We start from the raw sequence: 13781 nt of genomic DNA on the forward strand, positions 1-13781 counted from the left end.
CTAACTTTCATTCACCGTCATATCGACGGGTTTTGTTGCTTGCGCGGCAGCTGGTTCTTTCGCGATCACGGCGATGGCATCGACTTCCACCAGATAGCCGTAGTGGAGTTCGGGCACGGGCACGACGGTGCGCGCTGGGCGCGCCTCCCCAAGTCGCGCTGCATAGATCTGGTTGAAGCCTGGCCAATTGATAACCCCGACGATATAGGCCGTTACCCTGACGAGATCGCTCGGAGTTCCGCCTGCGGCCTCCAGAACTGCCAGCATGTTTTCGATGGCCTGGCCCGCCTGCGTCGTGAATTTGTCGTCGGGAAGCGGCGCTCCATCCGGTCGGATTGGGAGCTGCCCTGATATATAGAGATGCTGGCCCGCCAGCTTCGCCTGGACATAATGACCAGCAGGGCCGGGCGCACGATCGGTACTTACAGTTACGACGTGGGACATCACCAACCTCCGAACCGTGGCCAGCAGGCCTCAACGGCGTGCGATTGACCTCGGACAACATGATAGGCTTCGTGCTGCGCCGCCGTCGCGCAGGCATGGTTCGGCAGGATCCGCACCCGGTCACCGACCCTCAGATCGGGCAGACGAGCGTCCGATCCGGGCCGCGCGGCGATAATGCCATGCTCCTGGTTCGCATCGGCAACGATGATGTCACGATAGGTGTTGCCTTGGATGTCACAGACGAGGCCATATCCCTGGTCGACGGCTTGCTTGCTCGTGCCACGATCGCGCGATAGCGACATCCATCCCGCGTCGGTTATGATCCAGCCCTTCTCGCGCTGGTGACCGATCACTGTTGCGAGAACGCTGAGCGCAATATCGTCGACCTGGCAGACTCCGATTCCTGCCATCACCAGGTCGAAGAACACGAATACGCCTGCGCGAACCTCAGTCACTCCAGTAAGATCTTTCGCGTGATGAGCCGTCGGTGTCGAACCAACGCTGACAACCGGGCACGGCAGGCCCGCACTGCGCAGAAGCTGCGCGGCTTCAACTACGGCCGCTCTTTCCGCTTCCGCATAGCGATGCTGCGCCTCCGCGCCTCCACCCTTGTAGCTGTCGCCGGCATGTGTCATGACGCCACGCAGCTCCGCACCTTCCGTCAGCGCCCGCCCGATCTCTAGCAACTGGTCGTAATTGGCGGGCACAACACCCGAGCGGTGGCCATCGCAATCAATCTCTATCATGGCCGGAATGCGTATTCCGGCGTCAGTGGAAGCCTTGGCAACTGCCTTTGCCTGTTCGATGGTATCCAGTATGACGACGAGATCGACGCCCATGGCGCGCAGTTCGGTGACGCGCGCGAGCTTTGCAGGAGCGATGCCGACCGCATAGATCATGTCGCGAACGCCATCGGCCGCGAACTGCTCGGCTTCCTTCAGGGTGGAGACGGTCGCTGGCCCCGCTGGCGCGCTCATGAGCCGCCGAGCCACGTCGATCGACTTCGCTGTCTTCAGATGCGGTCGCAGCGACACGCCCAGACTATCCAGACGGCTCCTCAGCCGTGTGATGTTTCGATCCATCCGGTCCGCATCGAGAACCAGGCAGGGCGTTTCCAGCGCCTCAAGAGTGGTCGCGGTCGCCAAAGGAGTGGTGGGGTCAAACGTCGCTGAATCCATGTTGGTCTCCAAACCTGAGATTCATCTTGTCGCCAAATCGTAAAGATCGCAATTAATGTTCGATGAAGGTTGGATTTAGTCGGTTCTTAATGCGGAGGCTGCCGCACTGCCCGAGTCAGCCTGAATCCGTCCGAGCACGTTGATCTCCGTCTCGATCTCAAACCGCAGATTCGAACTGCCGGAAAAAGCGCCGTTGAAAGCCGCTGTTCCGATGGTAAATCCTGCAGCTCCGGATCGCACCACGGCCGCCATCCGTTCAGGGCTGTCGATCGATCCGGCAACCACCACAGGTTTCTCCACTTCTTCGCACACGCGCGTCATCAGCTCTTCGACATCGCCATCGAAGCGGTAAGCGAGCAGATCAAGACCGCTCACACCGTCGATTGCCGCCAGTTGACGAGCACTTTCCACGATCGTTTCGATCGTTCCTTCCAGCTTGCTCGGATGGCCAACAATCTTGCCGGGGAAGGGATAGTAGCGGATGTTCCTGCGGGCTATGACCGGCAGAACGATGTTCGGTCGGGTTCCACCCATCAAAATGTCGACGCCGAGGTCGACCGCGGCCTGCGCCGATCGTCGCTCGCTCTCCTCGTCAAGACTGACCACTTCAAGACAAAGTGTGGCACCTGCCGCTTTGATTGCCGAAGCAAGGCCCAGGAGTTTATCGAACGGCAGGCCAATATCCTTGAACCCCACATGCGTGATGCCGGCGGCAAGCACATCCTTGAGGCGCTCAGCTGCGTCGGCAACGGTGCGATCCTGATTGGTCAGCATGAAAATGAAGTTGGGAGAAGTTCGAGGCATCGAAAGCGCTCCTAGATTGCGTTGAGAAGCAGCGCCTGATCGAAGGCGTAGCGAAGAGAGGAATGATCGGCCTTACCCTGGCCGGCGATGTCGAATGCCGTACCGTGATCGACGCTGGTACGGATGAAAGGCAAACCGATGGTGACGTTGACGCCGTTGTCGATACCGAGATACTTGACCGGGATGAGGCCCTGGTCGTGATATTGCGCGACGACGATATCGAACTCGCCCCTGCGAGCCCGCATGAAAATCGTGTCTCCGGGCCAGGGACCGGACGCGTTTATTCCGACTTCCTGAGCCCGGCTGATTGCCGGCGCGATGATGTCGAGATCTTCGCGTCCGAACATACCGTTTTCACCAGCATGGGGATTGAGGCCGGCCACCGCAACGCGTGGCGCCGCAATCCCATAAGCCTTGCCTGCCCAGTGTGCCAATTCGATCGTTCGGAAAACCGAATTCTCTGTCACGAGGTCGATGGCATCGCGTAATGATACGTGGATCGTGACCAGAATGACGCGCAGCTCGTCATTCGCGAGCATCATCGCGAACTTGTCGGTCCCCGTCCGCTCAGCAAGGATTTCCGTATGGCCGGGATAATTGAGCCCGCCCAGCTTCATCGCTTCCTTGTTGATCGGAGCGGTGACGATTGCTCCGATGTTTCCCGCCACCGCTTCGTCGATCGCCCGTACGACATAATCGTAGCTGGCACGCCCGGCACGAGCGTCCACCTGACCGATGGGCAAATCATCCGGTAAATCCGAGACGTTGAGAACGGCTATGAGTCCGCTGTCTGGCAGAACGTTATCGACTGACGCGATAGGCTGCACCTGCAGGGGAAGATTGAGGACGCGGACCGCGCGCTCCATTACTTTGGTGTCACCGATCACCACCGCTTGTTCCGGCAGCCCGTCCGCGAAAACACGGGCGATAATTTCCGGGCCAATCCCGCAGGGATCGCCCATGGTGATTCCAATAGGCTTCTTCATTTCTTATCTCCAAGCCAGAGGCCCCGAAGCAGTTCGGCTGATTTCAGCAGGATATGCGGCGAACCGAAGCCGCCCGCCTTTGTGATAATGTGAATGGGATGCGGCCCCGTGGTGCGGCCGACCGGAATTCCAGGCTCGACCTCGCTCAGGAGTTCGAGGGAATTGAACGCAAGTTCGCTCAACACGGACTCGGCAGTGTCACCGCCCGTGAGGAAAAGCCCGGTCACGGGATGACTCCCCATAACTGCCCGCACAGCCTGGCCAAGAGCGGTTGCGATGGACCGAGGATTGGCCGACGCACTCCCTCCGGAGGTGGTTAGAATAATATCTCCGCCAGCTCCAAATCGGTTGTACTCCGCAGCGGCGCGTTCGGCGGCGAGAGCGGGAGAGCGAGACGCTGCCTCCGAGTCGATAATGATCTGCCGGACGTTGCCGGTGCTTATCAGTCTTGAACATTGCTCGCGGCTCTGCGGATTGATGCTACCGATGACAAAGAGATTAAGAGACCCTGTGGCCGTAGGCCCTGCGATTTCACCAGCCCGGCCCACATAATCCGCCAGCGCGATTGCCAGGCCCGGAGATCCACACCAAAGGACCGACTTCGGATCGGCCGCCGAGTTCACCAGCAGGGCCAAGTCTTCTTGCACAGTCGCATCGGCGATCAGCAACTTTCTGCCATCGGCGACAAGCTCACCGGATCTCAATGCCCGCACGTCCGCAAGCGTGAGATAGCGCACTTCTGCCTCCGGAATGTCTCGAAACAAGGCGCGAAGATGGGAGTCCGTTATGGGATGTAGCGGGTCTTTGACAAATTCGGTTTGCTCCAACGGCACGCCACGAAGAAGCTGCCGCCCGCCTTCAGTGGTTCGTCCACCTGCGGGGAAAGCCGGAGCGACGATTGCAATTGCCCGACCGGAAGCCGCGAGCGCGGCTGTTATCTCAGCTCCAACGTGGCCGCGGATGGTGGAATCAACGGTGTTGTAAAGGATATCCGCGGTTGCCAGGCTTTTTGCCGCCTGCGTCGCCCGATCGAAAGCGCCCTCAGCGGAAGCGGTGCGACTTGCCTTGTTGACGGAGACGATCGCGACTTCTTCAGGCGACCATCGCCGGTAGTCTGTGAAGACAAGGCATCTGTGCCCCATGCTCACGAATGGGCCGGCGCCATCGGTTGCACTCGTCAAATCATCGGCTAGGATTCCTACCTTCAAAATCGTGGTCCTGTCGGTTTTCTAATGTAACGACGAGGATATTAACGCTATTGCCTTTGCCGAAAAAATGATGAATTCTGACCGAAATTCTTCACTTTATCTCACAGATATGGCCGCACGATTTCCGTCTTTATCCGCGCTCAGAGTCTTTGAATCAGCTGCACGACATTTGAATTTCGGGCGTGCCGGCGACGAATTGTTCGTCACGCACAGCGCCGTCAGCAAGCAAATCCGCTTGCTTGAGGAAGACCTGGGAGTGGCCCTTTTTGAGCGAAGAAACAGGGCCGTTTTCCTAACCGACCCAGGTCGGCGTCTGCTTGTTACGATGAGTGAGGTGTTTCGCCAGATCAGCGACTGTTGCGAAGAGATCAAAGGTGGCGGTTCGGCACCGCTGGTTCTCTCATGTGAACCGACATTCACGCAGCGATGGCTAATCCCGCGCCTGCCGCAATTTAATGCACTTCATCCGGACATTGAAGTTCATGTATTGGCCGCTGGCGGACCTGTAAGCTTCGACCGGAGTCATATTGATCTGGCGCTCCGGAGAAACGATTTTAGCTGGTCGCCGGACCTGTTTATGGAAACGGTGGTCGAAGAACGTGTCGGCCCCATATGCGCGCCAGGCCTATTGGCATCTGGCGGCAATGACATCCTCTCCCTACCTCGCATTCATTCGGCTACGCGTCGAGATGCCTGGACACGATATATCGCGGACAACCAGATCGAAGATCCGAATCCACCCAGCAGCCAGATGTTCGAACACTTTTATCTGAGCATCGAAGCGGCAATCGCTGGGCTAGGCGCCGCGATCGGTCCAGAGCCGCTGGTCGCCGACGCCGTGGAAAGCGGGCAGTTGGTAGCGCCGCGGGGGTTCTCCAGCAACGGCTACAACTACATCTTATTGAGCCGTCTTCCTTTCGAAGACGATTCAAGGAAACGAAACTTTCTCTCCTGGCTTCGACGACAGTTTGGTCCCTTAGCAACACCCTGAGGCCGGTGCTCGGTTACGTAGATTGTCGGCTGGATGGGCGACATGGCGAGGATCGCAGGCCGAGACGGTGGACACGCGACAACCTCGATACCAATTGCTCAGACCAAAGCCTCATATACTCGGACCGAGTATGTTGCTTCTGGCGTCAATGATGTGGTCGTACATGTTTCGCTCGGCCTCTCTACTGTCACGATCCTTTATTGCGTCGAGGATCGCCTGATGGCTGACGATATAGGCCGTCATGCGCTCAGCGGTCAGCGATTGTTCTTTCATTTTTCCCCACAGGTTTCCCGCTCGCACTGCGTGAATGCCTTCATAGAGGGAGGCAAGAAGACCATTACGGGCAGCTTGGACTATGATGCGGTGAAAGACGGCATCCCATTTCTCGAATTCGCCCAGAGATTCCGATGCGCTGCCTCGGGCGATTGATTTCTGCATTTCTTCGACTTCCTGTCTGGTGGCGCGCAACGCTGCCAACGCCGCGATCTTCGGCTCGATGATCAGCCTCGCCTCAAAGACTTCCGCCGGATAGGTGCGCAATGTGTCTCCCTCACTGATTGCCGGGCGGCGGAGGGCGCTGGAACTTACGCCGCTTCCGGCGATAAAGGTCCCTCTGCCAACATGCCTGATGAGGCGGCCTTCCTTCTCTAGCGAACTGAGCATCCTTCTGAGGGCGGTACGCGGCAGCCCGAGTTTCAGCGCCAAGTCACGCTCAGGAGGTAGTCGATCCCCTGGCTCCAAACCTTCCGCTTCAATGAAATCCTTCAGCACCACGCTCATGTGCCCTCCGATAAATATTTCGCGAAACCAATTTGATCTATATTGACACCAATGGCAAGACCAATCTTATATTAATCGCAGAACCAACGCAGATTGGTAGCGAATGGCGCTGAAGCCCGGGACCAGCTGTGCACCGCTCGAGAGGTATGAGCGGCACGCGTGGGCCGCGACAAGAACCTCAATCAAGAAGCTGCGTAACAAGGGAGATATATCGATGGCCGTTACGACTGAAGCTGTTACAGCAGACGACGCAGCGCTTTCGGTTCGTGCTCTGACAGTCGACCTGCCGAAGGGCATGGAGAGGGCTCATGCCGTCGAAAACGTCTCGTTCGACCTGAAGCGTGGTCAGATCCTTTGTATCATCGGGGAGTCTGGATCGGGCAAGTCGGTAACGGCGAACACGATCATGGGACTCTTGCCGAAGATTATCCCAGTCTCTTCCGGTGCGATCAATCTCGATGGAGCGGCCATAGTCGGCGCGCCGGCTAAAAAGCTGCGCCAGCTGCGCGGCCGCGTCGTGTCCATGATCTTTCAGGATCCGCTTTCGGCGCTCAACCCGCTGATGACGGTCGGGGAGCAGGTTACTGAAGTGATGGCAGCTCATGGAGTGGGCACCAAGGCCTCGCGCCGTGACCGCGCGCTCGAATTGCTGACCGAAGTCGGCCTGCCCGATCCGGAACTGATGTACCACCAGTATCCTTTCAGGCTTTCCGGTGGTCAGCGCCAGCGCGTCATGATCGCGATGGCGCTCGCCCTTGAGCCGACCGTTCTGATCGCAGACGAACCGACGACAGCCCTTGACGTAACCACGCAGGCGCAGATCCTGAAGCTCATCCGTGACATTCAGCGCCGCAAGGACATGAGCGTCATGTTCATCACCCACGACTTCGGCGTCGTGGCTGAAATTGCCGACAGCGTCGTCGTTATGGAGAAAGGTCGGATTGTCGAACAGGGCACCGCCGATCAAGTTCTCAATTCCCCCAGCCACCCCTATACCCAGCGGCTGATCGCCGCCGTTCCGCACCTCACGGGCGAAGACAGAAAGCTCGAGTCGCACACTAGCGACGAGACGGTTCTGGCGGTCGACGGATTGTGCAAGACCTATCGCAGCGGCAGCGCGCTGTTCGGCAGCCAGCGTATAGTGCCTGCGGTGCAGGAGGCCTCATTCACCTTGTCTGCAGGCCGCACCCTTGGCATTGTCGGCGAGAGCGGCTCCGGAAAATCGTCGTTGGGACGGCTCCTGATCAAGCTTCAGGACAGCGACAGCGGTCAGATCCTGTTTGAGGGCAGGGACATCGTCAAGCTCAAGGAATCCGAGTTCCGGCCGCTGCGCCCTCGAATTCAGATGATCTTTCAAGACCCCTTTGCCTCGCTCAATCCGCGCTCCACTATCGGTCAGATACTGACCGTCGGGCCCGTCGCACATGGTATGCCCTACGCACAGGCGCGCGAAGAGGCCCGCGCTTTGCTTTCCCACGTCGGTCTCGATGCTGGCGCCTTCGGCCGCTACCCGCACGAATTCTCGGGTGGTCAGCGACAGCGCATTGGCATCGCCCGGGCGCTGATGTTCAAGCCTAAGCTGCTGATTGCCGACGAAGCTGTCTCCGCACTCGACGTGTCGATCCAGGCCCAGATCCTCAAGCTGCTTGACCAGATCCAGCGCGAGACGGGCGTATCAATGGTCTTCATTACCCATGATCTTCGTGTCGCCAGCCAGATCTGCGACGAAATTGCAGTGATGCAAAAGGGCCGGGTCGTCGAGCGCGGCCCCCCGTCACAGATCTTCCTGAAACCGCAATCCGACTACACGCGTGAACTTGTGGCTGCAATCCCGGGAGAACGACGGAGAGACGCTTGAGAAAGTTCAATTAGCTCCTGGCAGTAGCTTCCTAATGAGCAAAAGAGAGGGAATGAAAATGACGGAAGAATCCACAACTAAAACGAACTATTCTCGGCGCGACGCACTGCGCCTGATGGCAGCAGGCGGCATCGCGTGCTTTGCTGCTGCTAACCTGATCGGCAAGCCTGACATTGCTCGGGCCGCCGACAAGAAACCTGCGGGTCGCGTCGTGGTCGGGCTGTCGCAGGAACCGACCGTTTTCAATCCGCTGATGGCACATATCGAAGTGGACGATGCGGTACACTTCTCGCTCTTCGACGCCCTATTTCGCATGGATCCCAACGGCGAGGTCCAGCCCAATCTTGCGGCAGAAGTGCCCACGCAGAAGAACGGCGGCATCTCCGAGGATGGCCTGAATTGGCGCGTCCGTCTGCGTGACGATGTTCGCTGGCATGATGGCAAGCCCTTTACGGCCGAGGATGTGAAGTTCACCCTTGAACTGATCACAAATCCGAAGTTCCGCGCCTGGCGCACAGGCGGCCATTCGCTTGTGCGAGATATCAAGGTGGTCTCCCCAACGGAAATCACCTGGCGCATGGAGCAGGTTTTCGCTCCTTACCTGTCGTTTCTCACCGAAACCTTCATCGTGCCAAAACATCTTCTCGAGAAGGAAGCTGATCCGAATGCAGCAGCCTTCAATCAGGCGCCCGTTGGCACCGGCGCCTTCAAGTGGAGCCAGCGTGTCGCCGGCGACCATCTCGAGCTGGCGGCCAACCCGGATTATTTTGGAGACGGCCCGTATGTCGAACAGGTCGTATTCAAGTACATTCCTGACCAGACGGTGCTCTACACCCAGTTCAAGAGCGGTGACATCGACCTCACAGACCAAGCCTACATCACGGCCGACCACTACGAGGAAGCCAGCAAACTGCCGGGCCGCGTGGTGAGCCTGGTGCCCGGTTCCTCCGTCGAGTCGTTCTATCTCAATCTCGAGCGGCCGCAGTTCAAGGAACTGGCGGTGCGCCAGGCACTCTATGCCGCAATGGACAGAAAGGCGATCATCGACGCGCTCTATTTTGGCGTGGTCACAACGACCGAAACCTTCATGCCAAAGAAGTCGTACTACTTCAATCCGAACCTTCCGGCGCAGGAGTTCAATCTCGACGCCGCACGTAAGCTCCTCGACGACGCCGGATGGGTACCGGGGTCGGACGGAATACGTGAGAAGAATGGGGTAAGGCTGGCGTTCAACAACTCGACGACATCAGGCAACAATCTCCGCGAGCAGGTGCAGCAGTTCCTGCAGCAGACATTCGCGGAAATTGGCGTCCAGATGACCATCTCGAATTTGCCGGCTGCCGTCATGTTTGGCGAATTCTGGCTAAAGTCACAGTTCGACACGGCAATCTCGGGCGTCACGCATCTGATTGCCGCAGACCCCGACGCCACCAACCGTCTTGCGAGCAGCGCGATTGCCGCGAAGGGTGGAAAGGGATCGAACGTCGGCCAGTATTCCAATCCGGAGGTGGATGCGCTGCTCAAGAAGGGTGCCCAAACGTTCGATCGGGAAGCGCGTCGCGAAATCTATTTCCGTATTCAGGAAATCGTGCGTCAGGACCTTCCTTTTCTTCCCCTGTTTGCCGCCACCTATGTGGTTGGCACAAAGGAAGGCCTTGAAGGCTGGGAACCGAATACAAACACGCGCACGGCATCGTGGCATGCCGCCGGCTGGCACTGGAAGAGCTGAGTAAACCTCACGTCGCCGCCGCGCGCCGCGGCGGCGACCTCTATTGGCGCTATCACAGGGAGAGCTGAATGCGTAGCTTCCTACTTAACCGCTTCGCTCAGAGCCTAGTACTGCTTCTGATCGTTTCCGTCATTGGCTTCGCGGTGCTCAACCTCATTCCCGGCGGGCCTCTGGCACAATTTGGGCTCGATGCGAGTATGACGCAGGATGACTTGAACCGACTTACGGAGCAGTTAGGCCTGAACCGTCCTCTGTGGATCCAGTATCTGGATTGGGCCTGGCGCCTTTTGAGAGGAGACTGGGGCCACTCCTTCCGCGACGGGGCGCCAGTTCTCGAGGTGATTGGACGGCACCTCATGGCAACGCTGTTGCTGATGGGATCGTCCACGGTTATCGCGATCGCTATCGGCACGTGGATCGGTGTTCGCGGCGCCACAAAGCGTTATTCCATTTTCGACTACATGGCGACAGTCGGTGCGATGGTGGCCCTTTCGATCCCGACTTTCTGGTTCGGCCTGATCGGCATTTACGTATTCTCGCTCAGACTGGGCTGGCTGCCAGCCGGTAACATGTACACGATCGGCGACGAGTCCGTTCTGAACTATCTCCACCATCTTATTCTGCCCAGCGTCGTGCTCGCACTCGTGCATGTCGCCATCTGGAGCCGCTACATGCGAACGGCTACTCTCGACGTTATCAATCAGGAATTCATCAAGACAGCCCGCGCCAAAGGACTAAGTGAGCGCCGCATCCTGATGAAACATGTTATCGGCAATGCACTGCTACCGATGATCACGCTCCTTGGGATGCAGCTTCCCAGTATCCTGACAGGTGCTTTGGTCACCGAGACGGTATTTACCTGGCCGGGCATGGGACGCCTGTTCCTCGACAGCCTCGGCTATAGTGACTACCCGGTGGTGATGGGATTGCTGATGTTCTCGGCAATCCTTGTCGTGGTGAGCAACCTCGCCGCCGACATCGTTGTCGCCATCATAGATCCCCGCATCCGTCTGAGTTAAGCGCCATGAACGCTCATCAGGAGTCAGCCATCATGACTGCCATTGCTGCAAATTCGCGCCGGGAGCGCTGGTGGAACAGCCGAACTGCGCACCGTTTCATGAACCACCATCTGGCCCTCATCGGCATAGTGATGATCTCTCTCCTGACGCTGGCATGCGTCGTGGGCCCCCATCTGTTGCCGTACGATTCACTCTATATCGATCTGCGCGCCCGCTTCGCGCCGCCGCTGACCGGCCGACATTATCTGGGCACCGACCCGCTGGGACGAGACCTGGCGGCGCGGTTGTTCATGGCGGGCCGTATTTCGCTCCTGGTCGGTTTCTCGGCGATGCTGTTGTCGACACTGATCGGAACCCTTGTCGGCGTTGTGGCGGGATATCGGGGTGGCCTCGTCGGCACGGTGCTGATGCGCGCCGTGGATGGCTTCCTTTCCTTCCCGTCCATCTTCCTCGTGCTTGCTCTTGCCGCTGCGCTGAAGCCAAGCCCGATCATGATTACCGTGGTCATTGCTGCGACGAGCTGGATGGAAGTTGCCCGCATTGTCGAGGCGGAGGTCCGCTCGCTGCGCGAGCGTGAATTCGTGCTTGCCGGCCGCATGCTGGGACTGAGCGCAACGCATATCATGTTCCGCGAGATCCTTCCCAACGCGATGGGTCCGATCATCGTGGCGGCCACCCTGACTGTCGCCCGGGCGATCCTGATGGAAGCCTATATCAGCTTCCTCGGCTATGGAATTCAGCCGCCGCTGCCCAGTTGGGGCAATATGCTGAACGGCGCACAGCAATATCTTGGGACGGCGCCGTGGCTGGCGATCATTCCGGGCGCGGCCATTACGATCGCTGTAACAAGCTTCAACTTCATCGGCGACGGGTTACGCGATGCGCTTGATGTTCGCGGTGATCACAGTTGAGAAACCGCATCTCGGGTGCCACCAAAAGAGACATCTGCCACTGACGCGTACGTAATGTCGGCGGAACCGAGGAGGGGCTATCGCCGCCCCAGGTATCTGGAATGTTCCGTATTTCGCGATGACTGATTGTTGAGCTTTATCGTTCCTGTCGGCGATGACTGGAGCACGATGCCAGAGGAATAGTGACTATGCCGGTCCAGGTTCAAAAAGTAAGTGATAGCGTCTCTTTTCCAACCGAGGTCGACGTCGTCGTTATCGGGGCAGGGATCGTGGGTACCTGCACGGCCTATGAGCTCGCCCGAAAAGGGGTATCAGTCGCCCTGCTCGAAAAAGGCATCGTTGGTGGCGAGCAGTCGAGCCGCAATTGGGGATGGGTTCGCCAGCAGAACCGCGACCTGTATGAACTCGCGCTAGCCATGTACAGTCTGCGGCGCTGGGAGGAATTGGGCGCGGAAATAGGCCGTGATCTTGGCTTTCGTCGAACCGGGATACTTTACTGCACCAAAAACGAGGCCGATGTCGCTCGTTGGGAAAAGTGGGGCCAGGCTGCACGCGTTCAAGGATTTCATAGCCAAATCCTCAGTGCTTCCGAAGCAAATGAGCGGGCTTCGGGCGGCACGTCGTCCTGGGTTGGAGGCGTGTGGTCTCCGACAGATGGGCGAGCCGAGCCCAGTCTTGCTGTCCCTGCCATCGCCGAGGCCGCGAAGGAAAAGGGCGTATCGCTCCATCAAAACTGCGCCGTTCGGGGCCTCGACATTGTCAACGGCCGGGTGGCAGGCGTGTGGACAGAGCGAGGGCTCGTGAAAGCCGGTACTGTTGTTTGCGCTGGCGGAGCATGGGCTTCCCGCTTTTCTCATCGATATGGCATAGAGCTACCCGTCGCAAACATCGCCGGGACCGCAATTAAGACGACCCGGGCGCCCGAAATCATTCAAGCAGGATGTCTTTCGGCTTCGAACTTCGTGTTGCGACGTCGGACAGACGGCGCCTACACGATTGCCGTGCCGGGACGTGGTACGCTCGACATCACGCCGCGAGGGATGCGATACGCGTTCAAATTCTATCAGATGTACCGCAGCAAGATCGGCAAAAAGCTGAAGTACCGTCTGAACAGCAGCTTCTGGAATGGACCTGATGCTCTCAGCAGCTGGGAGAACGATGAAATCTCGCCATTCGAAAAAAACCGCATTCTGGATCCTGCGCCTGACGGAGAGCTCGTGAAGCTCGCATTGAGGAACCTGGAAAGCGAATACCCAGCGCTCAAGGGAATCGGGGTCGAGCGCGCCTGGGGCGGGCTCATCGATACGTCGCCGGATCTCGTTCCCGTGATTTCAAGAGTGGAACGATTGCCCGGCTACGTGATTGCCGCGGGGTTCAGCGGACACGGCTTTGCTATCGGGCCCGGGGCAGGTCGTCTGGTCAGCGAAATCGTGATGAACGAGACCCCGATCACGGACATCTCGCCCTACAGGCTGAGCCGGTTCCTTGATGGTTCCGCAATCAGGCGGCCGGAAATGATGTAGCGGTCAAAGTTGGTTGCAGTCCAAGGTCCTACTGTCAGTGTGCCCGTAGACGGGCCCAAGCGGACAATGGAATTCAGACAGAACGGGCTTCAGGATTCGCGTTGACCGCACGGAATCAACTTGCCCGAGCCAATATCAAGGAGCTTAAACCGTGGCTATCGAAGCTTATGCCGTTCCTCGCGCCATTCGGGCGGGCGCCTTCATCGACCGCGAAAGATACGAAAAATGGTACGAGGAGAGCGTCGAGGATCCGGACAAGTTCTGGGGCAAGCACGGCAAGCGGATCGACTGGTTCAAGCCCTATACCAAAGTCAAGAACACCTCCTTTACCGGCAAGGTCTCGATCAAGT

At 58.4% G+C, this 13781-nt stretch carries 13 protein-coding genes; 7 read left to right on the forward strand and 6 right to left on the reverse strand.

The window, feature by feature from the left end; translation table 11 throughout:
• The 5 genes from C4N04_RS27270 to C4N04_RS27290 all read right to left on the reverse strand — a co-directional run bounded on the left by C4N04_RS27270 (window position 1) and on the right by C4N04_RS27290 (window position 4620).
• Complete coding sequence (locus C4N04_RS27270) at window positions 1–444, reverse strand: RidA family protein (RefSeq protein WP_106797497.1); 444 nt, start codon at window positions 442–444, stop codon at window positions 1–3.
• Complete coding sequence (locus C4N04_RS27275; RefSeq protein WP_106797498.1) at window positions 444–1622, reverse strand: DSD1 family PLP-dependent enzyme; 1179 nt, start codon at window positions 1620–1622, stop codon at window positions 444–446. Before C4N04_RS27275 ends, C4N04_RS27270 begins: the two co-directional genes overlap by 1 nt.
• A gap of 75 nt (window positions 1623–1697) precedes the next feature.
• Window positions 1698–2426, reverse strand: a complete 729-nt coding sequence (locus C4N04_RS27280) for a 4-hydroxythreonine-4-phosphate dehydrogenase (RefSeq protein WP_077988855.1) — start codon at window positions 2424–2426, stop codon at window positions 1698–1700.
• Between the two features lie 11 nt (window positions 2427–2437).
• Window positions 2438–3412 (reverse strand): 4-hydroxythreonine-4-phosphate dehydrogenase PdxA, encoded by a 975-nt coding sequence (gene pdxA / locus C4N04_RS27285; protein ID WP_077988854.1) that lies wholly within the window; start codon window positions 3410–3412, stop codon window positions 2438–2440.
• Window positions 3409–4620, reverse strand: coding sequence for a four-carbon acid sugar kinase family protein (locus tag C4N04_RS27290; protein WP_077988853.1), 1212 nt, complete (start codon window positions 4618–4620; stop codon window positions 3409–3411). Before C4N04_RS27290 ends, pdxA begins: the two co-directional genes overlap by 4 nt.
• A gap of 70 nt (window positions 4621–4690) precedes the next feature.
• Here C4N04_RS27290 and C4N04_RS27295 point away from each other — a divergent pair, with 70 nt between their 5' ends.
• On the forward strand, window positions 4691–5611 hold the full coding sequence (locus C4N04_RS27295; protein WP_183739658.1) for a LysR substrate-binding domain-containing protein: 921 nt from the start codon (window positions 4691–4693) through the stop codon (window positions 5609–5611).
• Between the two features lie 111 nt (window positions 5612–5722).
• On the opposite strand, the gene C4N04_RS27300 is transcribed toward C4N04_RS27295, so the two are convergent.
• Entirely contained in the window at window positions 5723–6391 is a 669-nt protein-coding gene (locus C4N04_RS27300; RefSeq protein ID WP_040112438.1) for an FCD domain-containing protein, read from the reverse strand.
• Between the two features lie 214 nt (window positions 6392–6605).
• Here C4N04_RS27300 and C4N04_RS27305 point away from each other — a divergent pair, with 214 nt between their 5' ends.
• The 6 genes from C4N04_RS27305 to C4N04_RS27330 form a co-directional block, all read left to right on the forward strand.
• Entirely contained in the window at window positions 6606–8249 is a 1644-nt protein-coding gene (locus tag C4N04_RS27305; protein ID WP_077988852.1) for an ABC transporter ATP-binding protein, read from the forward strand.
• A gap of 58 nt (window positions 8250–8307) precedes the next feature.
• Window positions 8308–9978, forward strand: coding sequence for a peptide ABC transporter substrate-binding protein (locus tag C4N04_RS27310; protein WP_077988937.1), 1671 nt, complete (start codon window positions 8308–8310; stop codon window positions 9976–9978).
• Between the two features lie 68 nt (window positions 9979–10046).
• Window positions 10047–10997: an ABC transporter permease gene (locus C4N04_RS27315; protein ID WP_040112436.1), complete on the forward strand. Its 951-nt coding sequence runs from the start codon at window positions 10047–10049 to the stop codon at window positions 10995–10997.
• 32 nt (window positions 10998–11029) lie between these two features.
• Window positions 11030–11908 (forward strand): ABC transporter permease, encoded by an 879-nt coding sequence (locus C4N04_RS27320; protein WP_077988936.1) that lies wholly within the window; start codon window positions 11030–11032, stop codon window positions 11906–11908.
• Between the two features lie 188 nt (window positions 11909–12096).
• A complete protein-coding gene (locus tag C4N04_RS27325; RefSeq protein WP_077988851.1) occupies window positions 12097–13431 on the forward strand; it encodes an FAD-binding oxidoreductase in 1335 nt (444 codons plus the stop codon).
• A 151-nt stretch (window positions 13432–13582) separates the two neighbouring features.
• The coding region (locus tag C4N04_RS27330) for an acetyl-coenzyme A synthetase N-terminal domain-containing protein (RefSeq protein ID WP_280954359.1) at window positions 13583–13781 on the forward strand (199 nt) is incomplete at its 3' end.

The sequence above is a fragment of the Rhizobium sp. H4 genome (assembly GCF_003013335.1).
GTDB classification, from domain to species: Bacteria; Pseudomonadota; Alphaproteobacteria; order Rhizobiales; family Rhizobiaceae; genus Rhizobium; species Rhizobium sophoriradicis.